The sequence below is a fragment of the Paenibacillus sp. Soil787 genome (assembly GCF_001429545.1).
Classification (GTDB): Bacteria; Bacillota; Bacilli; order Paenibacillales; family NBRC-103111; genus Paenibacillus_E.
Genome location: NZ_LMSP01000007.1, coordinates 1 through 25,100, shown reverse-complemented (window position 1 = coordinate 25,100; position 25,100 = coordinate 1). Strand labels below are relative to the sequence as shown.

The window sequence follows — 25,100 nt, the reverse complement described above, 5'->3', positions numbered from 1 at the left end:
TGGAAATTGATGCAAAAATTCAGAAAAGTGATCGTTGTTTTGAGCTGCTTCGTTGGTCTGATTGCTCTCATCACTGTGCTTTCTCAATTTTCTTGGTTTCCTAGAGCGGTTAACGTACAATCTCCGGAAAAGGTTACGCCGGCAGCGGAGCTTGATAAGGTCAAGGTAAGTCCTGTTTTTAAAAGCGGTAGCATTTATTTACAAGGTGAGCAGGGGAAGGTCGGTATTTTGATTCGTCAGGGTGTTTATAAAGCTAAGGAACCAAGTTTCTGTGTGTGGCATTTATGGAATCAAGGGGATCCTTATACAGGAAAGAAATTTCGCGTTGAAGCAGTGAGTGTAATAAGCGGAGTGAAAAACCCTGCTCTACTGGATAGGTTTGCTTTGGTTGAGGAGATCAATTTCCCCGGAGGCGGACCGCAGAATGGGGCTGATACGGTTTTTTCCACAATGATGAGGTTCGATAAACCGGGCTTGTGGCGGTTGGATGCTTTTATAGATGAAAGGGCCGTCGGCAGTATCACGGTAGAAGTGAAGTAGTAAAAGAAGGCAACGAGTAGCCGCCCTGCCACACCAAGAGCGACACCAACAGCAACCAGCCCTTGTTCTGGAGGGTGACTTTAGCTACAATGAGAGCAAAGCGTCATTTTAACATTATGAAGACTGGAAGGTGCCCTCATGGAAGCGGATAAAAAGAAGCTGGCCTTAAATATAGTAAGTTCCAAAGTGAACCATAAAGGATTCGGTGCCGGAGCGATCGACCTAAGCAACGTATCTGGTGTCATTATTGACGGAGATGAAGCCTACCTGGATGAAGGTACACTTCATGCCAAAAGCAAGATCGAAAAAGGCATCAAATTCTCAACGAACAAAGAAGATGTGCCGAACGGCCGTAAAGCTTGGATCGTTTGGGTGGCAGTAGACCGTACTGAAGAAGGTGCCTACTACGCTGGAATGACCGCTTGCGAAATGTTGATTGACACCGAAGCTCGCAGAGGGTGGAAAATTCTAGCTGAGCACGTAAATAAGATGGATGCTGCAATGAAGCGCAAATTCATCTTCGACGGCTTGGATGACAAGGAACGGACGCTGCTCAAAAACCAGCTGATCGCGCATAACCAGGAATGGTGGAATCGCTCGGATCAAGCATTGAAAGATGCACTTTCCTAAGCGGTCAAACACATAAATCGAGATTATGAACATTATGTGTCATCCATTGTTACGTTTGGGTGAACCGAGTATACTAGACCCTAGTGTATGTTACCTCATATACTAGGACAGCAAAAAGGCAGACTAAGACGCGCTTAGTTCTGCCTTTTTGTGTTATCTGGAAACTGGCGGATCAGTCGTTCCACCAGCGTTTGATATCATTCCACCAAGAGCCGTTTTGACCTTTGGGTGTGCCCTTTGGATCATCATTCGAAGCTGGCTTCGCGGGTTTGCCTGTGCAATACGTTGTCGGCTCCGTGCCATTCAGGAAAGCCTCCATGTGTGAGTTCGGACAGTCCTCATTGGACAGCTTGCCGCTCGCCGGATCAATATAGACACTGGTGACCCCTTCAGGAATCGGGAACAGCTTAGGCGGTATTGCCTCTAACGTTTGTTCCGTGAATTCCGCGAAAATCGGAGAAGCCAAGTGAGACTCAACCGTGGAAATATCCCTACTCTTGTCATAGCCAACCCATACGGCGGTTGCGAGCTCCGGGGTGAAGCCTACCAGCCACGCATCGGTGTCGGTCGTTCCCGTTTTGCCGGCTATTGGACGCTTAATCGTACTGGCTACGCGGTTGCCGGTTCCGCCCTCTTCGAACACGCTCTCCATTAGATTCGTCATCACATAGGCGACAGCCGGATCAATAACAGGCTCCGCTTTCGGGGTCGCTTCATATAAAATTTGGCCATTCGCATCCTCAATACGCACAATCGCTGTTGTCTCTTGATGAACGCCTTGATTCGCTATCGTACCGAACGCTGACGCCATTTCGAGAGGACTTACCGGGAAGGAGCCCAGAGCCAATGACGGCAGCGGCTTCATCGGAGAGGCAATGCCGAGCTTGCGGGCAAGCTCGATTACCTTCGCAGGACCGACATCCAGAATCGTATGCACCGCATAGATGTTGTCCGACTTCGAAATCGCCTGCCGCATATCAATATTCGCATTCGCATACTGATCGTTGAAGTTTCTAGGTGTGTATCGTTGACGGCCTTCATCGTAAGTGAACACCGTCGGCTCACTTTTTACCTGCGTTACAGGTGTATAGCCATTTTGCAGGGCGACCATATAGACAATCGGTTTAAAAGAGGACCCTGGCTGTCTCGTATTCGAGAGTGCACGATTGAACTGATTCTCGGAATAGTCGCGACCGCCGACCATCGCTTTGATTTCACCTGTTCTCGGGTCGATTGCCACCAGGGCGGCTTGAAGTTCCGCTTTACCCGTTAGCTGCTTGGTAATAACACTCTCAGCGATTTGCTGTGCATTTTTATCAAGCGTCGTATAAATGCGGATGCCGCCCTCATCGAACTGTTCCTCCGGTATGCCGAGCTTATCCGTTGCCAGTGCTCGTACATAATCTCGGAAATAGGGTGCTGCAGCTGGCTTCTTCTTCGTAAGCGGTTGAATCGTCAGCTTCTCTTGGCCTGCGGCGTCAGCGGCGCTTTGTGTAATGAAACCGCCGCGGACCATCGTCTGCAGCACCACCTTTTGCCGATCCATCGCATTCTTCAGATCATAATACGGCGAGTAGTAGCGAGGCCCTTTAGGGACACCAGCGATCATAGCGCTTTCCGCCAACGTTAATTCACTGGCATGCTTGCCGAAGAATAGCTGGGAAGCCGTTTCAATCCCATACGTCGAATGACCGTAATAGATCTGATTCAAATAATTCGTCAGAATTTCATCTTTCGTCTGCTGCATTTCCATTTGCACAGCGAACACGGTTTCCTTGATTTTACGCGACCAAGTCCGGTCATGATTTAAATATAAATTCCGTGCTAATTGCTGAGTGATCGTTCCTGCACCTTGCACTTTAGCCATAGCTTGCACATTGACAATCGCTGCCCTAGCAACGGCCTTCACATCTACTCCGAAATGATCATAGAAATGCTGATCCTCCACGGCGAGCGTTGCTTTAATGAGATAAGGCGATATTTCGCCCAGTGAGACGACCTGTCGATTTTGCCCGGAATAGAAGGTGTCGATCAGTTCGCCGTGGATATCGTACATCTGGGAGGTTTGCAGCATTTTGGTGACGGGCAGAGTTTGAGTGCGCAAATAAACGAAAAAGCCGGCCGCAAGGATGAGCAAAACAATGCAGGAAGTGAATAGGAATGAGAACATTTTCTTAATACGACGCATCCAGCGCATAGACGCAGGTACCTCTTTATCCCTAGGTGCTTGTGGTGTGCCTGTGGATGGCTGACGATGGTTCTCGTTCTCGGACATCTCTTCTTACCTCCTTTCTCCATGCTCTAAGTCATTACTATCCAGTATGGAAAAGCATGGCAGTCCGTATTCAACGAATTGTAAATATTTTTTGTTAAATGTTGAAAAACCCTAGGAAAATATTGCATTTTGGGGGTAATGAACTATAATACAATTTGTGCGTATGGACTGACTGGAAATTGCAGCGCCGCTTCGCATGACTTTTCCAATTGGTGGAACACTGTTAGAGACAACGAATGTCAGGATTTATTCATCCAAATATAGCAGCGAAAGAAGGTATAAACATGGAACTGTGGTACACAGAGAAACAAACAGATAGCTTCGGCATTACAGCAAAAGTAAAAGAGACATACGTTAGAGAGCAAACGGACTTCCAAGACCTATCAATGATCGAAACCGAAGAATGGGGAACAATGCTTACCCTGGACGGCATGGTTATGACAACGGTCAGAGACGAATTCGTCTATCATGAAATGGTTGCGCACCCTGCGCTTGTTACCCACCCGAACCCAGAGTACGTGCTTGTAGTAGGCGGCGGTGACGGCGGAGTAATCCGTGAAATCATGAAGCACCCGAAAGTGAAAAAGGCTGTTCTTGTTGATATCGACGGTAAAGTGATCGAGTACTCCAAAAAGTACCTGCCAACCATTGCCGGCGAATTAGACAACCCTCGTGTAGAAGTCATTGTTAACGATGGCTACATGCACATTCACGATCACAAAAACACCTACGACGTTATCATGGTCGATTCCACTGAGCCTGTTGGTCCAGCTGTTGAATTGTTCTCCAAAGGCTTCTACCAAGGTATCTTTGATGCGTTAAAAGAAGACGGGATCTTCGTTGCACAAACGGATAACCCTTGGTTCAAAGCAGACCTGATCCAAACGGTTAACCGTGATGTCAAAGAAATCTTCCCAATCGTACGTGTGTACAGCGCGAACATTCCTACATACCCAAGCGGTCTATGGACCTTCACAATGGGCAGCAAAAAGCACGATCCACTGCAAGTTGAGGAAGCAGCAATCCCGGAATTCCCAACGAAGTACTACACACCACGCCTACATAGAGCGGCATTCGTACTTCCTAAATTTGTTGAAGATTTGATTAAATAAATGAATTGAACCGCCTGTCGTTTCTGTGCTTGTCATGGGGACTCTGGCGGTTTTTTTTACGACGGACCCATTAACACACACAGCTAATGAAACCAAGCGGAAATAGACGTTTAACGGACCTGGGAGGCTGTCTATTCACCGTACAATGAATAGACAGTCTCCTACATGCCGTTAACTGCCTATTTGGAGCGATGATTCCGAGCTTGCGGACTTCAGCGCCGTTATTTGGTTTCAATCTATCTTATTTTCATAATTTGAAGTAGATTAAGGGCTGTCGAGTCCATTAGTTTTTCAAATTCAATCTTTTTCGGGGATTAACGTCGCTCCAGTCCTTTAGCCGGGAAAGATGAATCTGAAATTGATTTCTCACCCAGGCACTAACATTCTTCGTTACCGCTCGCCATTTCACCTTCGAACACACTTGTATTCCAACATTCACTGCCTCAGTCACCGGCGTGCTAGGCTGTCAGGTATTCCAACTCTCACTTTCCCCGTCGCACACACCGGCTGTCTGATATTCCAACTTCACTATCCCCGTCGCACGTACCGCCTGTCTGATATTCCAACTTCGCTATCCCCGTCGCGCGCGCTCGGCTGTCTGGTATTCCAACTTCGCTATCCCCGTCGCGCGCGCTCGGCTATCTGGTATTCCAACTTCGTTATCCCTGTCGCACGCACAGGTTGTCTGGTATTCTAACTTCGCTATCCCCGTCGCACGTACAGCCTGTCTGTTATTCTAACTTCGCTATCCCCGTTGCACGTACAGCCTGTCTGATATTCCAACTTCACTATCCCCGTCGCACGCATGCGGCGGTTTGGTATTCCAACTTCACTTTCGCCGTCGTACGCACGCAGCAGCCTGATATTCCACCGATCACTGTCACAATCGTCAATCAGGTGTCTGTATTCCCAACTCTCCAATCCCAACTCTCTGTCCCAGTTCCCTACACTCCGCGTCAGCCTTGCCCCTCAGCCAATTTACCTGCATTTTGTGCATCAAATTGGTTCGAAAATCCATTTTTCTGCCATTCAGCTGCAAAAAGTACATCAAATTTCAGTGAAACGTGCCCGAAATGCAAAAATGGCCCGAATTTGATGTAGGAAATGCATCTTCGCAGTTCAATTCAAACATTTTTAGCAGAAAAGCCTGCACTAAATGCATCTAAATTCATTCCCTCAGGACCTATGTGCGTCCTAATTCCCCAAACTTACACAGAAACCGACACGACGATAACCCCGCTGTGCACGCTGATCTCCCGTAATACATTGAATTTAACGAATCTTTCATATAAACTAATAGCTAACTTGCCTTATCTGACATAAGGTGCAAACAGGTATTGCAGAATAGGAGAATGACGGACCATGACGGCTAAAGAGCGCGTGCGGATCCGAATTGAAAGTCGAAGCGGGAGCGAGACCACCGTGCAGAAGGCGCGAGGGGATCTTTATCGTAAAGGCAATCACACGTACATCCGCTATGAAGAAGAGCCGAACGAACTTGGACGTACGGTGACGCTGATCAAACTGGAAGACAATCAAATACGCATCGTCCGTCAAGGAGATGTGCAATTGGAGCAAACCTTTCTGCCCGGCGAGAAGCGGATTGGTTTTTATCAGACGCCTCAAGGCAGATTGGAACTCGAAATTGAAACACATGAGCTGACCTCGGAAGCCGTACATGGCATCGGTATTACAAGGTGGAGCTATGATTTATATGCATCAGGCACTCATGCGGGAACATACAGGATCAAGTTGTTAATTCAGGAGGAGTAAGACGAATGGATGTACTAAACGAAGTCAAAGCCATTGTTAAACAAGCCATTATAGAAGCAGTTACGGCTGCAGGTATCGTGGACGCGGCGCAAATACCGGAGATTATTCTAGAGGTTCCGAAAGAGAAGACACACGGGGATTTCGCAACGAATGTCGCGATGCAGCTAACCCGAATTGCTAAGCAGAACCCAAGACAAATTGCGGAGCAAATTATTGCTAACCTGCAAAAGGATAAAGCCAATATCGCAGAAGCGGAAATTGCGGGGCCTGGTTTTATTAATTTTAAAATGAACAAAGTGTACCTATACCCGGTTATTGAAAATGTTCAAAAAATGGGTGATCGCTACGGTGCGACGAACGTCGGTCAAGGGCTTAAAGTGCAAGTGGAATTCGTAAGCGCGAATCCAACGGGTTCTTTGCATTTGGGACATGCTCGCGGAGCGGCAGTAGGGGACGTGCTGTGCAACGTACTCGATCTGGCTGGATACGACGTATCCCGAGAGTACTACATCAATGATGCTGGCAACCAAGTGGTCAATTTGGCCAAATCCATCGAAGCCCGCTATCTGCAAGCACTCGGACAAGAGGCTGAGATGCCGGAAGACGGGTACTTCGGTGAAGATATCAAAGGCTTTGCAGCTGATCTTGCTGCGGAAGAAGGGGATCGCCTCCTCAGCTTGCCAGAAGATGAGCGTCGTGCTTATTTCCGTACCTATGGGCTCAAAAAAGAACTCGACAAAATCAAACGCGATTTGGGTCGCTTTGGTGTTCATTTCGACAACTGGTTCTCCGAGACGTCGATTTATGAAGATAACCTCATCCCACCCGTTCTCCAAGAGCTGCGGGATAATGGACACATATATGAAGAGGAAGGCGCGACTTGGTTAAACACAACACCGCTGGGTGACGACAAGAATCGCGTTCTGATTAAGAATGACGGTTCCTTTACGTATCTTACTCCGGATATTGCCTACCATCGCAATAAATTTGGACGCGGCTTTGAGCGTTTGATTAATATTTGGGGCGCAGATCATCATGGCTACATTCCACGGATGAAAGCGGCTATGACGGCGCTTGGTTTTGAATCGGATCGACTCATTGTGTTAATTGCCCAAATGGTGAGCCTTTTCCAAAATGGGGAAAAGGTGAAAATGTCCAAACGGACTGGCAAAGCAGTCACGATGGAGGATCTTATGGACGAAGTCGGCGTAGACCCGATTCGTTATTTCTTCGCGATGCGCAGCATGGACTCGCACTTGGACTTCGACATGGACTTGGCGGTTTCTCAGTCCAATGAGAACCCTGTGTTCTATGTGCAGTATGCACACGCACGGATCTGCAGCATCTTCCGTCAGGCGGAAGAGCAGAACATCCAGGTGCTGCCGCTTGCGCAGGTAGACCTTAGCCAGCTTACGTCGGAAGCTGAGTTCGACTTGCTGCGCAAGATGGGCGAGCTTCCGGAGGAAATTGCCATTGCGGCCGATCAATATGCGCCGCATAGGCTCATTCGCTATGTCTACGAACTGGCAAGCCAGTTCCATAGCTATTACAGAGGCCACTATGTCATCACGGATGACGCGGCCTTGACCCAGGCACGCCTCGCCTTGCTCGGCGCGCTTCGTATTACCTTAGCCAGCACGCTTCGCGTAGTTGGCGTATCCGCCCCAGAGCGGATGTAACATCCGCTCCACAAAATCGAAGGGACGATCTCCGATGTCTACGAAGACATGGGGGATCGTCCCTTTTTTTGATAACACCAGAAGAATAAGTCTGGTGGACTATAACTTTGTGGTACATCTACTTTGACAAACGTTTCGCACTACGAAGAAATTTTCCCGCCATTTTAGAATGTGAGCACATTACGATGTAATGCAACACGAGCGCATTTATTCTAATATGTGTTAGGGGCCTTTGACATGTGAGTGGAATTGTTGAAAAATGTACAACAATTTTCCTCTAATTTCGCTCCAAGCAGAGAATTGTTGTATTCCGTGCAACAAAATAGGGCGGGTTTGCTTCCGCTCTTGGCTTTGCTTGTGCTCACGATCCACACTTGGGCGGCTCATGCCTCCGCTCTCGCACTTCGCTCTTGCACTTCGCACTCGCTCTTCGCAGTTGCCCCTGCGCCCGTCTCAGCCCTGCCGTGCCGCACGGATGGCGCGCCGAGCGTTCAAATGCCCGGGCTTCCAGCGCGTGCTCCCTCGCTTGTTAAGACCAATCGCGCAGCGCCGAAGCGCACTTTTAATCTGCAGCGGCGACATCGGCTTGATCGATAACATCAAGGCAATGACGCCGCTGACATGGGCAGTGGCCATCGAAGTGCCACTTAGTTCGTTATATTTGCCGTTAAGCCAGGACGAGTAGACCCGTTCGCCTGGTGCGTAGATATCAATTTGCTTCCCGCGGTTGCTGAAGGGAGCGATTTTGCCTAATCGAGTTGTGGCTCCAACGGAGACGACCTGGGGGAAGCGGGCGGGGTAATCGACCGATTTCTTTTTGCCGTCATTTCCGGATGAAGCCACGATAACTTTACCACGGTAATACGCGTTCAAGACAGCTTGCTCGAGGGAACGGTTGTATGATTTCATACCGAAGCTCATATTGATAATATCGAGGTCGTTATGAACACACCAATCGATGCCGGCAATAATGTCCGAGACATAGGCGCTTCCAGCATGGTCAAATGCTTTTACCGGATGAACGATGGCTCTTGGAGCAACACCGACAATCCCTGAATTACGGCCAGCTGCCGCGATAGTTCCGGCGATATGCGTGCCATGTCCATTGTCATCATAGGGCAGCATACTGCGGTTTAACAAATTGATGCCCCGTGATATCGAATTGTGTAAGTCAGGATGATTGTAATCGATTCCGGTATCGATGACCCCGATCCGAATATTCTGACCTAACGATTTGTTCCAGACTTCAGGCGCGCCTACTTGATCGATGCCCCAAGGTATCGTATGAGAGCCCGATAAACTGCTTGATCGTCTGGAGGTGGTTTTGTTGCCCATCGCCTGGTGAACGGATATCTTGGTATCCTCTACGATGTTCGGCGCACCGGAGATACCTCTGAGCTTAGTATCGGGACGAAGCGTGCAGGAGAAGGCGTGAATGATACTTAGATCGCGCACCTTCGAGAGGTTTGCAAACTGAGACTTCATTCGTTTCAGCTCTGATTTGCATGCGTAGTAGTCCTTAGCCGATGAGAAGTGGATGATATGCTTCTTGTCAGAATGCTTGGCGAGACCGATTTCCTCATGAAGCAAATGAAGAAAGGTGGCTATATCCATCGTGCCATCCCCCCATGACAGCTTAGAATCGAATCTCCCCTATCTTATGTACAGGTCACCCCGTATGACCGTGTTCTTGCCTTTATAGAAATAAATGGGTGCGAAGCCGTGTCAGATGCGTAGGTTTTACATAGGATAAATAGAGAGGCGCGGGCAGGAGTGTCTCTTTCTCAGGTAGTGGAAACGGCTGTGATTCATTCACACCGCTTCCTTAGGATACAGTCGCAAGCGGAGGGGGACCTTCGCTTGTTTTCATTTTAGAGGGAACGCTTTCTTCCTTGTGAAGTGTTTCACACAATAAGTCGGCTATATTTTTTGACAAACACGCTCGTCCTAGTAGGACGGCGTAGCCGATTATTTTAGGGATAGTTGCATTTTTAGAAAAAATAGGTTTTACTTAATGAAGATATTGGATAAGGTAGATAGAAGAACTGAAGATGACGATCACGATCGAAAAGGATGTGCCTTAGATGAGTAGCGAATACACACTCAAAATCACCACAGAGCAAGCACGCGAAATGCCCATGGTGGATTTGGCGTTTGAATTACTGAAGTCGGCGAATACGCCGTTTTACTATCGTGACCTGATGGCTGAAATTGCTAAAATAAAAGGGCTGTCCGAGCAGCATGTTATGCAAGTGATTGCCCAACTATATACGGAAATCAACATCGATGGACGTTTTGCTTGCGTAGGTACGAACCTATGGGGTTTGAAACGCTGGTATCCTGTCGAGAAATCAGACGATGCGGTTGGTAACGCGAAGCGTCCGAGAATCATTAACGACGAAGATGACGATCTGGATGAAGACATCTACGCTGAGGAAGAAGATACATACGCAGAAGAAGATGAGTACGATACATTTGGTACCGAAACCGAAGAGGAAGAAGCGGAAGAGGATACTGAATTCTTCGAAGATGAAGAGATCGAAGAGGATCTTGGCGAAGCGGGTATTGAAGAAACAGACGAAGATAGTGAAGACGATTTAGATGCGGATTCCGATGAGGAAGACGAAGAAGACGATCTGGATGGAGACGCTGACGACGACAAATAACTTGTCTTGACAGTCCCTATCTGTTCAGAGTAAACTATTGCATGGGCTTTAAAGAATCTTAACAATTCGCTCAAGCGTTCAAAAAGTGCCCCGTCACTACGGGTGTCACTTTTTTTGTTTTTTTTAGTAGATAAGAAAGTATAAGTTTTATACTTTTGCTTCGCATCTACCTTGAAAAACGCGCTCGTCCCAGAAGGACGACGGAGTCGTTTATCCTTGGGTGTTTTTTTGTGTTTTTTCACTTTATTTTCATGAAAAACCCTATTTAGCAGAAGCTAATGCTTACAAAGTCATTTTTCTGACAAAAGATAAGCTTATGCCTTACGACGTAAGTTCTTATATTTCAAACCATACTAAACTCTAGGAGGCGTACATAGTGACAAAATACATTTTCGTTACGGGAGGCGTAGTTTCATCCCTTGGCAAAGGAATTACAGCAGCGTCCTTAGGGAGATTGCTCAAAAACAGAGGTTTGAAAGTTACGATTCAAAAGTTTGACCCTTACATTAACGTGGATCCGGGAACCATGAGTCCTTACCAGCACGGTGAAGTCTTCGTAACCGACGATGGGGCAGAAACGGATCTGGACTTAGGTCATTATGAGCGTTTTATTGATATTAATCTTTCCAAAAGTTCCAACGTAACCTCAGGTAAAGTATACTCCTCCGTCATTACCAAAGAGCGCAGAGGCGAATATCTGGGTGGTACGGTACAAGTGATCCCGCACATTACGAACGAAATCAAGGAACGTGTGATTCGCGCTGGTCGTGAAGCTGGGTCCGATGTCGTAATTACCGAAATTGGCGGTACAGTAGGAGATATCGAAAGCTTGCCGTTCCTGGAAGCTATTCGTCAAATGAAAAATGATATCGGCCGCGAGAATGTCATGTATATTCACGTTACGCTGATTCCTTATATTAAAGCAGCTGGTGAAGTGAAGACGAAACCTACACAGCACAGTGTAAAAGAACTGCGCGGACTAGGGATTCAACCTCACGTTATCGTTTGCCGTACGGAACATTCCCTAACGGAAGATATGAAGCGTAAGTTAGCTTTATTCTGTGATATCGATCCTGCAGCTGTTATTGAGTGTAAGGATGCAGAAACCTTATACGAAGTTCCGATGATGCTTCGCGAGGAAGGGCTTGACGATTATGTTGTCAATCACCTGAAACTACGTACGAACGAGCCGGATATGAAGGAATGGGAAAGCCTTGTTCGTAAAGTTAAATCATTGACGAAGAAGACCGAAATTGCGATCGTAGGGAAATACGTTGCGCTGCATGACGCTTACCTAAGTATTGTTGAAGCACTAGGTCATGCCGGCATCGATAATGACTCCGAAATTAATATTCGTTGGGTGAATGCAGAAGAAATTTTTGAGCATAACGTCCATCAGCTTCTTTCAGGTGTTCAAGGTATTCTTGTGCCTGGTGGATTCGGTGATCGTGGTATTGAAGGTAAAGTGGAAGCGATCCGCTATGCCCGTGAAAAAGAAATTCCATTCTTCGGTATTTGTTTGGGGATGCAAGTTGCTGTTATTGAATATGCGCGTTCCGTTACAGGCTTGGATGGTGCGAACAGCTCCGAGATTAATCCTACAACGGCTTACCCGGTCATCGATCTATTGCCAGAGCAGAAGGATATCGAGAATTTAGGCGGTACAATGCGTCTTGGTTTATATCCTTGTAAGGTTGCTCCGGGCTCGCTTGCGGAGCAGTGCTACAATGATGAGCTTATCTACGAGAGACATCGTCACCGGTATGAATTTAACAATGAATACCGCGAATTGATTGAATCTGCCGGTTTGCGCATTTCCGGTACATCACCGGACGGTCGGTTGGTTGAGATGGTCGAGCTTCCTGGTCACCCTTGGTTCCTTGCAGTTCAATTCCATCCGGAATTTACATCGCGTCCGAATCGTCCGCAGCCGCTTTTCCGTGAATTCGTGAAAGCTGCTCAGTTGATCGCTCGTTAATTCTTGCTATAACGGTTGACCCTCCAGATAACCAACTTATTTGTAAAACTTTTCAATTAGTTTTGTCCCTCAGAAGGAAATCGGAAATGAATAGCGAATACCTTTAGGAACATGAACATGGGAATTTGTTATTCGTTTTCGGGAGGGAAATAGGCTGATGAAGAAAAAGGTATTGATTGTCGACGATCAAAATGGAATTCGCGTACTACTCATGGAGGTATTCAGTAATGAAGGGTACGATACCTATCAGGCCTCAAATGGCAAGTTGGCCTTAGAAATCGTGAAGAATTCTTCGCCTGATCTTATTCTACTGGATATGAAGATTCCTGGTATGGACGGACTGGATATTTTGAAACATGTTAAAGCCATTGATGCATCGATCAAAGTCATTATGATGACAGCTTATGGCGAGCTCGATATGATTAAAGAAGCAACGGATTTGGGTGCGATTATGCACTTTACGAAGCCTTTTGATATTGATGAATTGCGTATGGCGGTTAATATGCAGCTTAATAATGAATCAAGCAGCGGTTTTGCAGTGGGATCCTAGTCATAGGGTCTTTTTTTTTGTAGATAAGAAAGTATAAGTTTTATACTTTTGCTTCGCATCTACCTTGACAAACGCGCTCGTCCCTGAAGGACGACGGATTCGTTTATCCTTGGTTGCCAAAAAAACGAGGGCTTGGTTATCATTTGAAAATTTATGTGCTATAATAACTCAGGTATGACAAAGAGCGGTATACGCATCTACTATAGGTTCTAGGAGGAAGAGAAACATGGCATTGGTTTCAATGAATGAATTTTTACCTAAAGCAAAAGCGAACAAATTCGCGGTGGGTCAATTTAACATGAACAACCTTGAATTCGCTCAAGCGATTGTGGAAGCTGCAATCGAATTAAAATCCCCGTTCATTTATGGTGTTAGCGAAGGCGCACTGAAATATATGGGTATCGAGTTTACAGTAGCAATAGCTGAAGCTGCAGCTAAAAAATCCGGTCTGCCGATTGCTCTACACTTAGATCATGGCAGTTCCTTTGAAGTAGCAATGAAATGTATCCGTGCAGGATTCAGCTCCGTTATGTTCGATGGTTCCCACTATTCTTTCGAAGAAAACATTCGTTTGACGAAAGAAGTTGTAAAAGCTGCTCGTGCAATGGGCGTATCCGTTGAGGGTGAGCTTGGAACAATTGGCGGCGTTGAGGACGACATCTCTGTTGATGAAGAGCACGCTAACCTTGCAAAACCAGAAGAAGCTATCCGTTTCTACGAAGAAACAGGTGTTGACTGTCTGGCTATCGCTGTAGGTACTGCACATGGTATGTACGCAGGCGAGCCTAACATTCACTTTGATATTATCGAAGCAGTTTCCAAAGCGATTCCAGTTCCTGTTGTTCTTCACGGTGGATCCGGCGTTCCTGACGAAATGATTCGTAAATCTATCGCAGCAGGCGTTGGCAAAATCAACGTTAACACAGAGAACCAAGTGGCATGCACAGAAAACATCCGCGCGGCTCTTAATAAAGATGCTAAAATTTATGATCCTCGTAAATATCTCACCCCGGCTCGTAATGCTATGATCGAAGTAGTAAAATCCAAAATTCAATTGTTCGGAAGCAGCAATCAAGCTTAATTCCAATTGTATAGTCAGGGTAGGAAATGCAGTAAGGCACAGACGGAGGATAGACGAAAGAATGTCGTCCGTCTGTGTCATTACGTGTGTTTCCTTCTTCTATTTTTTTGAGCTTATGTTGAAATTATTAATTTTATACGCTCGTTCGCTTGATTTTTGACGATCACTAGTCTTAAAGGACGCTGTGGAGTCGAATATCTTTGGTAAAGTTTGTGTGGGGTTAGGTTGTATTTGGTTGCTTTAATTTACTGCTTAGTAAGTAGGCACCTGGTTTAGGGGGAGAATCATGTTGGAAAAATTAATGGTGGTCGGGGGACGTCCACTACGGGGAACAGTTCAAATTAGCGGGGCTAAGAATAGTGCAGTTGCACTCATTCCAGCCGCAATTCTTGCTGAAACATCGGTTACTTTGGATAATCTGCCTCATCTGAGTGATGTGGCTATATATACAGAAATTTTGACGGATTTAGGAGCTACCATAGACTGGAACGAAGATCGGATGACGATCGACCCAAGTCGAATGAAATCACTTCCTATGCCGAATGGCAAAGTAAAAAAGCTCAGAGCATCCTACTATTTAATGGGAGCGCTGCTCGGGAGATTTGGTGAGGCAACGATTGGTCTGCCTGGTGGTTGTAACTTCGAACCGCGTCCGATTGATTTGCATATTAAAGGTTTTGAAGCTTTGGGTGCCGAGGTTAGTAATGAGAATGGCGCATTAAAGATACGCGCCAAAGAACTGCGCGGTGCCAAAATATACTTAGATATGGCGAGTGTTGGAGCGACGATTAACATCATGTTGGCTGCCTCACGCGCTAAAGGCTTTACGATTATCGAGAATGCGGCCAAAGAGCCTGAAATCATAGATGTGGCAACACTTTTAAATTCAATGGGTGCCAAAATTAAGGGTGCTGGAACAGAGACCATTCGTATCGAAGGCGTAACAGAGATGCATGGTTGCCGACATTCCATTATTCCTGACCGTATTCAAGCAGGTACGTACATGATTGCAGCAGCGGCTACACGCGGCGATGTGACTGTCGACAATGTCATTCCTAAACATATGGAAGCACTGACAGCAAAGCTTCAGGAAATGGGCGTACATATCTACGAAATGGATGAGTCCATTCGTGTTGTCGGTCAGCCTGAATACGAAAGTGTTGATGTGAAAGCTTTAATTTACCCTGGGTTTGCGACGGATCTGCAGTCTCCAATGGCGAGCTTACTTTGCCAAGCTAAAGGAGTTAGTATACTAACGGACCATGTTTATAGTAATCGTTTCAAACATATTCCTGAGCTAGTGCGTATGGGAGCAAAGATGAAGGTCGAAGGACGCTCAGCCATCATTGAGGGCTCACAGCTCAGTTCTGCCAAAGTGAGAGCAACGGATTTGAGAGCAGGAGCTTCTCTTGTGATTGCGGGCCTTAGCGTAAGAACAGGTGGTATCACAGAAGTATCCGGAGTTGAGTTTATTGATCGTGGTTATGAGAACTTGGTATTCAACTTATCTTCACTAGGTGCAGAGGTTTGGCGCGAGAGCGAGGAATAAAGTACCAAACAACAGGCAATGCTAGAATCCAATTGAAAATTTAATAGTTTGGTGGTTGAAACATGAGCATGCAGCTTGCTGAGCTTGAAGTACTCAAGCTTACTGAATTATATAAACTAGCTAAGAAACATCAGATCCAATATTACGGTACGCTGAAGAAAAAAGAACTCATCTTTGCAATTTTACGTGCACAAGCTGCTGAGAGTGGTCTAATGTTCATGCAAGGTGTTCTTGAGATCCTTCAGGAAGGCTTTGGATTCTTACGTCCAATTAATTACCTTCCTAGCTCAGAGGACATCTATATCTCAGCTTCCCAGATTCGCAAATTTGATTTGCGGTCCGGGGACATTGTATCGGGCAAATGTCGTCCGCCCAAAGAGAATGAGCGCTATTTCGGGCTTCTTCAGGTTGAAGCGGTCAACGGAGAGAAACCGGAAACGGCAGCGGAACGACTTCATTTTCCTGCATTGACACCTCTTTATCCAGACACGCGGATTACACTTGAAACTGAGCCTAACAAGCTTTCCATGCGTATCATGGATTTACTTGCTCCTGTTGGATTAGGCCAACGCGGTCTGATTGTAGCGCCTCCTAAAGCAGGAAAAACGTTGCTGCTGAAAGAAATAGCAAACAGTATTTCCACCAATTATCCAGAAATTGAACTCTTCGTTCTGCTCATCGATGAGCGTCCGGAGGAAGTTACCGATATGCAGCGTTCTGTCAAAGGTGAAGTAGTTGCTTCTACCTTCGATGAACTTCCTGAAAATCATATTAAAGTCGCTGAACTTGTGCTGGAACGCGCAATGCGTCTAGTTGAACATAAGAAAGATGTTGTCATTCTCATGGACAGTATTACTCGGTTGGCTAGAGCCTATAACCTAGTGGTTCCTGCTTCTGGTCGGACGTTAACGGGTGGTATTGACCCTGCAGCCTTTCATCGTCCTAAGCGTTTCTTCGGGGCTGCCCGTAACATTGAAGAAGGCGGCAGCTTAACGATTCTTGCTACAGCACTTGTAGAAACAGGGTCACGTATGGATGACGTCATTTATGAAGAATTTAAAGGTACAGGTAATTTAGAGCTTCATCTTGACCGTAAAATGGCTGAACGCCGTATTTTCCCTGCGATTGATATTCGCAGATCTGGTACGCGCCGCGAGGAAGCACTTCTAGGCAAAGATGAGCTCGAGAAAGTATGGGCGCTTCGCAAAGGGATGAACGATTCGCATGAATATACAGAATCCTTCATTAAGAAGCTTGCCGATACGAAGACTAATCAGGAGTTTTTGGACTCTCTGGCTTCCCCTTCAGCAGGATCTTCAGGGGTAAACAAAGGTAAAGTCAAAAATTCAGCTTCCTAAGCTTCAAATAATTTGCTTCGCATCAATCATGACAAACACGGTCGTCCTTAAGGACGACTTAAGTCGTTTATCCGTGACGCACAAAGAGGAGTACCGTTATGAACTTGGTTTATTCAGACTTACAAGGAAACGTTTTTGACCATCCTGATTTCTTGGCACTTGGTCGAAACGCTGAAATGATAACAGAAATTTTGGAAGATGAGTTAATTCCTCTGCCTGAGGGATCAACCCTAGTCAGTCTTCCGTTTACGCGACCAGTAGGCATTGATGCCGCAACTGGCGATATGAAGCTGGTTGAGGGAGATTATCATGCCGTTGGGGCTTTGCTGCCGCAAGGCTTCACTAGGCTCTTGCTCCCTGGCTATGTGAAATCAGACAAGTCTAAGGCGCTGCCCCTGTTCGGATATACAGCTGTCGTGTGGAAAGATGATGGTTTCTATGTAGCCGCTCGATTAACAGATAATCCTTATTACTGGAATCCGGTTCATTGTGACCCGACTGAGCTGGAGGTAGAGGTCAAACGACTGGTTGCTAAGTATCCGGATAATCGGTTATATGCGCACTTGTCCAACTGTGCACTGGGTTATGAATGTCTGACAGCCTCGAATACGTTCCTTCAACGTTGGGAGGGTGCCGTCCCAGTCTCCTATTCCTGCAACGCAGGGTGCTTCGGCTGTATCTCCGAACAACCGGATGAGAGTGGCTTCGTAGCGCCTCAGACACGTATGAACTTCAAGCCTAAGGTCGAAGAGATCACTCAGATCATGCTCGAGCATCTGCGGACGCCTGAGAGTATCATCTCCTTTGGGCAGGGCTGTGAAGGGGAACCTAGTACGCAGGCCGTGATTATTATCGATGCCATCAAGCAAGTGCGTGAGCAAACGAAGATGGGCTATATTAACATCAACACCAATGCAGGTCTCACGGATCATATCCGCGGCATTGTTGATGCTGGGCTTGATCTCATGCGGGTTAGTACGATTAGCGCGCTTGATGATCACTACAACGCCTACTATAAGCCAAGAGCTTATACGCTCAAAAATGTAGAGAAGTCTCTCCGTTATGCCACAGATAAAGGAGTCATAACTTCGATCAACTACCTCGTATTCCCTGGTGTAACCGATCGTGAGGAAGAGATCGAAGCGATGATCGAATTCGTGCGAAGAACGGGACTAAAATTGATTCAATTGCGCAACCTAAATATTGATCCTGAGAGTTACCTTGGCATTATTCCCAAAGCAAAAGGTGAACTGCTTGGGATGAAGCAAATGATTGAGATTTTTGAGCAAGAGCTTCCGGATGTTGTGCTCGGTTCCTACTCCCATACACCGAAGTTCTATACGAGTGATCGAACTGTCACTACGGTGCTCTAGAAAGAAGCCATCTACAGTCTTTTTTTCATTGCATCAAGACCTCTGAATATGATACAATGCATAAGTACGTCCATTAACTCTGTTTCAGCAAATGATTCAGGGCGGAAAGAGGTGAACCATCATGAAAGCAGGTATTCATCCTACTTATCATGCAACCACAGTGACTTGCGCTTGTGGTAACGTGTTCGAAACGGGTTCTATTAAGCAAAATCTTCGTGTTGAGATTTGCTCTAATTGCCATCCTTTCTACACTGGTAAACAAAAGTTTATCGATGTAGGCGGCCGTGTCGACAAATTCAAAAAGAAATACGGAATCTAATTGGCATCAATTACTTTGCTGCCAATCAGCATAAGACAACCTCCCTTGGTCATCCTAAGCTTAGGCTTAGAGTCCAATGGGAGGTGTTTTTATGTTTAAGGGTATGCTTAAATTTGCGGGAGCTATCATGCTCATCATGAGTTTAATCGGCTGTGGCATTAATTCTGGTAATAAGAACCCGCCTCAGACCAATGATGCAAATTATAAAGCCCAGCATTATAAGCAAGACGGGTACTTGGGGATTACCAGTGTGAATCCGAACGACCCGCTTAACCCTACGTATCATCACTACGAGGATGATTCGAATTTAATGAAAGCCGTGCTCTCACAGCTGCAAGGTATCGAGAAAACCAATATCTCCATTAACGGACCGACTGCTAAAGTAAAAATAAAACCAAGACCATCTTTGACGGCTGCGCAAGTGGAGGAGCTTCGCTCCCAAGCTCAAATGGCTCTGAACACCAACATGCCGCGCTATAATGTGATCGTAAAAATGGTTCAATAACCGGTAGATTTTCCCCTCGGTTGCTATTTGTAATTGAATCAGCTATACTATTTTTACCGTGCTAGATGGGGAGGTAGCGGTGCCCTGTAACTCGCAATCCGCTGTAGCGAGGTTGAATTCCTGTTAGCGGTACTGTGATGTGAGGTCTGGCTTTTACACGTGGTGTTGAGAGTCGGGTCCTTCGCAATGAATGCTCATGAACCCGGTCAGGTCTGGAAGGAAGCAGCCGTAAGTGAGATTTTTCATGTGCCGAGGGGTTGCCTGATTTGAGCCAACGGTAAGAGTTCGCTTGTATCACTTTATCAATAACAGGTGCACGGTTTTAATAAATAAATGAGCCATTTCATAATGACACCTAACAAAACGCCAGTAACTAGGGCGTTTTTTCTTTTTTTCAAGGGAAGGAAAATTCTTGCTCTAGAGAGAATGGTTATACATGTAGATTCATGTAAACGTATGCGCATTGTGCGATTCAATAGAGAGAAAGTGAAGGTGTTGCTGAAGTGTCCATTCATGACCCTCAAGATTACATAGTATCCATTGATGAAATGCGGAAGCTATTCAACCAAAGCATACAAACGCGTATGCTCGTTGTGGATGAGGATGGTAAGATCATTTTGGCAACAGATCAAGTATTGAAAACCTCGGGCTACTCAGCCGAGGAAATTACCCATATCTCATTCCCTCAGCTTTTTAAAGTGAGGGCATCTTTGCGTGAGCTGTACGAATTTTATTTTAAGAACGACTCCAGTCCAGGGGAATGGCCCCATGGATTCCTAGTAGGCAAGAATGGTGAAACGATGTTTTATCAATTCTCGATGTTGAAGCTTATGCGCGGCGATAAGATTATGTATCTCTTAACCATGAAGCATCAGGATAGCTCGCAATTAAGCTTACTGCAGCGGTTCTCGGACGCTTTTTTGAAAGATATAAATTTAGGTGTTTTATTGATTAGTGTGGATTTTACGCTTGTTGACGTCAGTGATCGAGCATGTCAGATTCTAGGAATGGATCGGGAGCATATTCTTAATAAGTCCTTAGAGGAGATTTTTGCTACGGTTCCGAGTCAGCACAAGCTTGTCCAGCGAACAATTTTGAATGGTGCTGTAGTCCGCAATCATGCCGTTTCATGGACCAATAATGAAGAGCGGTACGAGCTGCTGCTGGATTCGAATGTGCTCAAAGATAATCAAGGTAATATTGTAGGGGCTTATGTCATCTTCAAGGATGTCACAAATATGCGCTCGCTGGAAGAAATGGTTCAAAGAAGTGACAGGCTAGCTATGATCGGGCAAATTGCTGCTGGCACAGCTCATGAAATTCGGAATCCGCTAACTTCAATTAAAGGGTTTCTCCAGGTGCTTCGGCGTACTTTTGAAGTGAAAGGGATGGAAAGAGAGATGAGCTTCACGGTAGTCATGCTGGAGGAAATCAATCGGATCAACGAGTTGGTCAACGAATTTCTGCTGTTGAGTAAGCCAAAGCATGTTTCTTATGAGAGGATTGATGTGACTGAAGTTCTTCGAGGGATTTTGCCTATAATCAATAATGAAGCTATTCTTTACAATGTGAATCTCCAATATGAGGCCTCGTACCATTTACCGGAAGTGATTGCTGATAAAGAGCTGCTCAAGCAGGTATTCTTAAATGTTTGTAAAAATGGCATCGAAGCTATGTCGGATGGAGGGGTTTTAACGATTTCAGAGAAAGTGGACACGGTGGAGCGCAATGTCTGCATTGATATTCATGACACAGGTTCGGGTATACCGATGTTCGTCATTGATAAAATATTTGATCCCTTTTTTACAACCAAGGATACAGGTACAGGATTAGGCCTTTCGGTATGCCAGCGAATTATTCACGATATGGGGGGAACGATACGCGTTTCTTCCAAGGGCTTTGGAACGACGTTTACGATATCGATACCTTATACTTGATCATCTATTTCATCCCTAGGTGCGTTATAGTATAATGGATTCAGTCATTCCATGCAGGGATTATTGGAGAGGAACACTATGGCACATATCGCTCTGTACCGAACGTGGAGGTCTCAGACGTTTCGTGAAGTTGTCGGTCAGAAACATATCACGCAGACGCTGCAGAATTCTTTGCGAGAAAATCGCCTTACTCATGCTTATTTGTTCAACGGACCTCGAGGAACAGGTAAGACCAGTACGGCCAAAATATTAGCTAAGGCCATCAACTGCTTAAACGGTCCGTCGGAAGAGCCGTGCAACGCATGTTCAGCATGTGAACGAATCACCGAAGGTGCTGTCATGGACGTTGTCGAAATCGATGCTGCCTCCAATCGCGGTGTAGAAGAAATTCGGGATATTCGTGATAAAGTGAAGTATGCCCCTACAGAAGTAAGGCAGAAAGTGTACATCATTGATGAAGTGCACATGCTCACGACCGAAGCTTTTAATGCCCTTTTGAAGACGCTTGAGGAGCCCCCGGCACATGTCATGTTTATTTTGGCAACAACGGAACCGCATAAGATACCCGCTACGATTATTTCACGCTGTCAACGCTTTGACTTTCGGAGAGTTTCGATGGAAGATCAGGTTCAGCGGCTGCAATATATTTGTGATCAGGAGCAGATCTCGGTTAGCGAGGAAGCTCTCCATTATATAGCCAGACTATCGGACGGCGGGATGCGCGATGCGCTCAGTCTGCTGGATCAAGCTGCGTCCTTTGCGACAGGTGAAGTTCAGCTCTCAGACATTTTGTCCATCACCGGTGGTGTAGCTTCCGATCAATTCAAGAAGCTCGTACTTTACATTAAAGAGAAGAATCTTGGAGCTGCGCTCGAGCTCATCGATACTTTCATGCAGGAAGGCAAGAGCGCTGACAAATGTATTGAAAATTTGATTAATTACTTTAGGGATTTACTCATGGTGCGCATGGTGCCGAATTCACCTGTGATTTCAGAACGTGTTTTTGATATGGGTGACCTAAGGGAAGTAGCGAACCACTTCTCACCGAGTGAAATGATGGCTATGATTGAGACTTTGAATCATTACCAAAGCGAAATGAAATATTCTGTACAGCCTCAGACCCTGCTAGAAATTTCGATTATGAAAATTAGCGGCGGTCACAGAGGAGCAGAGAGCAGTTCGTCTGTCAGCGTCACTTCAGAAGCAGGAGGCCGTTTGCCTCAAGGTGATCTTTTTGCCCAAATGACTCAGAAGCTTCAACAACTTGAAGAACAGATAGCTTCACTGGTAAAATCGGGAGTAACGGGTGCAGCAGCCGATCCTAATGCGAGGCAAGCAGCCTCTGCTAAAGTACCGGTGGCCTCAGCCCCTTCGAAGAAATCAGGCATCAAGCTCGATGGTTACTTGAAAGCCGCGGAGAGTCCTGAAACCAAAGCTGCTCTCATGAAATGGAGTCAAGTGTTAAGCGATGTCAAAGAAAAGAAGATTACCGTACATGCTTGGTTCGTTAATGGTGATCTGGTGTCTATGCTTGATGATGTAGTACTCGTAGCCTTCAAGAATGAGATGCATCGCAATACAACGGAAAAGCCAGAAAACAAGGTCATTATCGAACAAGTTCTTACGTCAGTGCTTGGCAAGCCTATGCGTTTACTTACAATTATGCGTAAAGAATGGGACGATGCTAAGAATGATGCGGCTAGCAGCGCTCCAGAAGTGATGGAGCTAGTGGCTGAAGGCGAAGGTAACGGTACGGCTGTCAAAGAAGAATGGATTTCGGAAGCGATCCAATTATTTGGGGAAGAGCTAGTGATAATTAAAGAAGACTAAATATGAAGGAGCTACCTGATATGAATAACATGAACCAAATGATGAAACAAGTGAAGAAAATGCAAGAACAAATGATGAAAGCCCAAGAAGAACTAGGTACGAAAATGATCGAAGGTACAGCTGGCGGCGGTGTTGTCACTTGTATTATCAACGGGCACAAAAAAGTTCAAAGTATTACAATTAAACCCGAAGCTGTTGATCCGGATGATGTCGAAATGCTGCAAGATCTGGTACTTACGGCAGTAAATGACGCAATGTCCAAAGCTGAAGAAATTGCTAACAAAGATATGGGCAAATTCACAGGCGGTATGAATATCCCTGGATTGTTCTAAGACAAGTAACGATTCTGAATGATGAAGGAGTCTTCCTTTGTATTACCCCGAACCGATAGCCAAGTTAATCGATGCTTTCTCCCGTCTGCCGGGGGTAGGCCCCAAAACGGCAGGTCGCCTAGCTTTTCACGTCCTTCGCATGAAAGAAGAAGAAGTGATTGACTTCGCAAAGGCGCTTGTCAATGTGAAACGGAACCTTCACTATTGTTCCGTCTGTTGTAACATTACGGACGTTGATCCCTGCCGCATCTGTCAAGATAAGAGCAGGGACGGTTCCATCATTTGTGTCGTACAAGAACCTAAGGATTTGGTCGCTTTGGAACGTACCAAAGAATTCGAAGGGTATTATCATGTGCTGCATGGTGCGATTTCCCCGATGGAGGGAATTGGACCGGATCAAATTCATATTGCTGAATTACTCAAGCGTTTGGGTGATGAAACGGTACAGGAATTAATTCTGGCAACCAATCCGAATATCGAGGGAGAAGCTACTGCTATGTACTTGTCCAGGTTAATCAAACCTTTCGGTCTTCGGGTTACGCGCATCGCGCATGGGCTGCCAGTTGGCGGAGATTTGGAATATGCCGATGAGGTGACTCTGACCAAAGCCATGGAAGGGCGCAGGGAATTATAATTATGCTGCATGTAATCAGGGAGCTGCAAAGCTCTCTTTTTTGCTGCCCAAAAAGTATCTTGAAGTTCTAAAAACACCTTTTTTCCCATATGGATAAATCAATCCGGTTATATGAGGAATGGAGGTTTGCTTGTGCGACCAGCATTATTAGGAAAGTACGGCATGAAGAACCCAAAGACGAAAAACGCTCTAGAAGAACTGAAAAAGGACAAGCAGATGCTGATTCAAGAGATCCGTACAGCTCATGCGACTTGGGTGGCGGCTCAAGCGCACTTTGAGTTTGCTTTGGACAAGGATCAGATTGATTATGCCATCTATGCGATGGAAGCCGCAGAAAAAAGATTTGAGATGCTCATTAAACAAGCCAAAAGGCTAGGTGTAAGTCTAATCGACAGTGATCGGTTAATGGAGGTGGAGTAGGTGTATCTTAAATATGTCATATGGGGGGTACTCATACTTTCCTCTCTCATGCTAGTGTTCCTGATATTTCGCAGTCGCGGTGGAGGGAGGGTGTTAACAGCACTAGGGCTGAATATTGTTGTTGCAGCATTTCTCTTATATACATTGAACTTATTGAGTACCTATACACAATTTGAACTCCCAATAAATACGGTCACTCTAGGGACGGTTACTGTTCTAGGGATTCCTGGGATCTTACTTCTTGTAGGTTTAAAACTGACTTTGCTCTAGCTGGAAGATCATTCAAGTAAATCATGTGTTGACTCCGTTGCAACATCTGTGGTATCTTATAAAAGTTGCCGCTGAGACATGCGGGGATAAAGAAGTAACTTAAGAAAAACAAGTTGCAAAAGAATTGTTAGTGTGTTATATTGGTCTTCCGGCTTTCGAAAGAGAGTAGGACGAACCGATCAATTGATCTTTGAAAACTGAACAACGAGTGAGTAAGCACGAACGAGAAATCGTTCAAAAAGAGATTGCAAAATCTCGCTAGCAACGCAAATGAGCAATTAAGCTTTCA

Annotated in this window: 22 protein-coding genes and 1 other RNA gene; 21 read left to right on the top strand and 2 right to left on the bottom strand. The window is 45.8% G+C overall.

What is annotated here, in order from left to right; translation table 11 throughout:
- Positions 1–9 precede the first annotated feature (9 nt).
- Positions 10–540, top strand: coding sequence for a hypothetical protein (locus tag ASG93_RS09525; protein ID WP_056831218.1), 531 nt, complete (start codon positions 10–12; stop codon positions 538–540).
- 138 nt (positions 541–678) lie between these two features.
- Positions 679–1,170 (top strand): YwhD family protein, encoded by a 492-nt coding sequence (locus ASG93_RS09520; RefSeq protein ID WP_056831217.1) that lies wholly within the window; start codon positions 679–681, stop codon positions 1,168–1,170.
- A gap of 172 nt (positions 1,171–1,342) precedes the next feature.
- Here the strand turns inward: ASG93_RS09520 and ASG93_RS09515 are convergent, their stop codons facing one another.
- Positions 1,343–3,445, bottom strand: coding sequence for a transglycosylase domain-containing protein (locus tag ASG93_RS09515; protein ID WP_414858854.1), 2,103 nt, complete (start codon positions 3,443–3,445; stop codon positions 1,343–1,345).
- 284 nt (positions 3,446–3,729) lie between these two features.
- Between ASG93_RS09515 and speE the strand changes: the two genes are divergently transcribed.
- The 3 genes from speE to argS all read left to right on the top strand — a co-directional run bounded on the left by speE (position 3,730) and on the right by argS (position 8,009).
- Positions 3,730–4,557: a polyamine aminopropyltransferase gene (gene speE, locus ASG93_RS09510; RefSeq protein WP_029197206.1), complete on the top strand. Its 828-nt coding sequence runs from the start codon at positions 3,730–3,732 to the stop codon at positions 4,555–4,557.
- A gap of 1,362 nt (positions 4,558–5,919) precedes the next feature.
- Positions 5,920–6,330 (top strand): DUF1934 domain-containing protein, encoded by a 411-nt coding sequence (locus ASG93_RS09505; RefSeq protein WP_056831214.1) that lies wholly within the window; start codon positions 5,920–5,922, stop codon positions 6,328–6,330.
- Positions 6,331–6,335: 5 nt separating this feature from the next.
- Positions 6,336–8,009: an arginine--tRNA ligase gene (gene argS / locus ASG93_RS09500; RefSeq protein WP_056831212.1), complete on the top strand. Its 1,674-nt coding sequence runs from the start codon at positions 6,336–6,338 to the stop codon at positions 8,007–8,009.
- A gap of 453 nt (positions 8,010–8,462) precedes the next feature.
- On the opposite strand, the gene ASG93_RS09495 is transcribed toward argS, so the two are convergent.
- Complete coding sequence (locus ASG93_RS09495) at positions 8,463–9,623, bottom strand: S8 family peptidase (RefSeq protein WP_056831210.1); 1,161 nt, start codon at positions 9,621–9,623, stop codon at positions 8,463–8,465.
- 470 nt (positions 9,624–10,093) lie between these two features.
- On the opposite strand from ASG93_RS09495, the gene rpoE reads away from it, so the two are divergent.
- The 16 genes from rpoE (at position 10,094) to ASG93_RS09420 (ending at position 24,811) form a co-directional block, all read left to right on the top strand.
- Positions 10,094–10,675: a DNA-directed RNA polymerase subunit delta gene (rpoE, locus tag ASG93_RS09490; RefSeq protein ID WP_056831209.1), complete on the top strand. Its 582-nt coding sequence runs from the start codon at positions 10,094–10,096 to the stop codon at positions 10,673–10,675.
- Positions 10,676–11,051: 376 nt separating this feature from the next.
- Positions 11,052–12,653: a CTP synthase gene (locus tag ASG93_RS09485; RefSeq protein WP_056831207.1), complete on the top strand. Its 1,602-nt coding sequence runs from the start codon at positions 11,052–11,054 to the stop codon at positions 12,651–12,653.
- A 157-nt stretch (positions 12,654–12,810) separates the two neighbouring features.
- The gene (locus tag ASG93_RS09480; protein WP_029197213.1) at positions 12,811–13,203 is read left to right on the top strand and encodes a response regulator; all 393 of its coding nucleotides are present in this window, start codon (positions 12,811–12,813) and stop codon (positions 13,201–13,203) included.
- 226 nt (positions 13,204–13,429) lie between these two features.
- Positions 13,430–14,284, top strand: a complete 855-nt coding sequence (gene fba, locus ASG93_RS09475; protein WP_056831204.1) for a class II fructose-1,6-bisphosphate aldolase — start codon at positions 13,430–13,432, stop codon at positions 14,282–14,284.
- 289 nt (positions 14,285–14,573) lie between these two features.
- Entirely contained in the window at positions 14,574–15,833 is a 1,260-nt protein-coding gene (locus ASG93_RS09470) for a UDP-N-acetylglucosamine 1-carboxyvinyltransferase (protein WP_056831452.1), read from the top strand.
- A gap of 62 nt (positions 15,834–15,895) precedes the next feature.
- On the top strand, positions 15,896–17,191 hold the full coding sequence (gene rho, locus ASG93_RS09465; protein ID WP_056831202.1) for a transcription termination factor Rho: 1,296 nt from the start codon (positions 15,896–15,898) through the stop codon (positions 17,189–17,191).
- Between the two features lie 98 nt (positions 17,192–17,289).
- The gene (locus ASG93_RS09460; RefSeq protein ID WP_056831200.1) at positions 17,290–18,564 is read left to right on the top strand and encodes a radical SAM protein; all 1,275 of its coding nucleotides are present in this window, start codon (positions 17,290–17,292) and stop codon (positions 18,562–18,564) included.
- A 121-nt stretch (positions 18,565–18,685) separates the two neighbouring features.
- A complete protein-coding gene (rpmE, locus tag ASG93_RS09455; RefSeq protein WP_029197218.1) occupies positions 18,686–18,883 on the top strand; it encodes a 50S ribosomal protein L31 in 198 nt (65 codons plus the stop codon).
- Between the two features lie 91 nt (positions 18,884–18,974).
- Positions 18,975–19,388: a hypothetical protein gene (locus ASG93_RS09450; protein WP_056831198.1), complete on the top strand. Its 414-nt coding sequence runs from the start codon at positions 18,975–18,977 to the stop codon at positions 19,386–19,388.
- A gap of 56 nt (positions 19,389–19,444) precedes the next feature.
- An RNA gene (gene ffs / locus ASG93_RS33615) (signal recognition particle sRNA large type) lies at positions 19,445–19,708 on the top strand.
- A gap of 183 nt (positions 19,709–19,891) precedes the next feature.
- On the top strand, positions 19,892–21,325 hold the full coding sequence (locus ASG93_RS09445) for an ATP-binding protein (RefSeq protein WP_321166681.1): 1,434 nt from the start codon (positions 19,892–19,894) through the stop codon (positions 21,323–21,325).
- Between the two features lie 78 nt (positions 21,326–21,403).
- Positions 21,404–23,155, top strand: a complete 1,752-nt coding sequence (gene dnaX, locus ASG93_RS09440) for a DNA polymerase III subunit gamma/tau (protein ID WP_056831196.1) — start codon at positions 21,404–21,406, stop codon at positions 23,153–23,155.
- A gap of 20 nt (positions 23,156–23,175) precedes the next feature.
- Positions 23,176–23,487, top strand: a complete 312-nt coding sequence (locus tag ASG93_RS09435) for a YbaB/EbfC family nucleoid-associated protein (RefSeq protein ID WP_028555044.1) — start codon at positions 23,176–23,178, stop codon at positions 23,485–23,487.
- 37 nt (positions 23,488–23,524) lie between these two features.
- Complete coding sequence (gene recR / locus ASG93_RS09430; RefSeq protein ID WP_047685391.1) at positions 23,525–24,121, top strand: recombination mediator RecR; 597 nt, start codon at positions 23,525–23,527, stop codon at positions 24,119–24,121.
- Positions 24,122–24,253: 132 nt separating this feature from the next.
- On the top strand, positions 24,254–24,541 hold the full coding sequence (locus tag ASG93_RS09425; RefSeq protein WP_235550795.1) for a DUF2508 family protein: 288 nt from the start codon (positions 24,254–24,256) through the stop codon (positions 24,539–24,541).
- A 48-nt stretch (positions 24,542–24,589) separates the two neighbouring features.
- Positions 24,590–24,811, top strand: coding sequence for a pro-sigmaK processing inhibitor BofA family protein (locus ASG93_RS09420; protein ID WP_056831446.1), 222 nt, complete (start codon positions 24,590–24,592; stop codon positions 24,809–24,811).
- Positions 24,812–25,100: the final 289 nt, after the last annotated feature.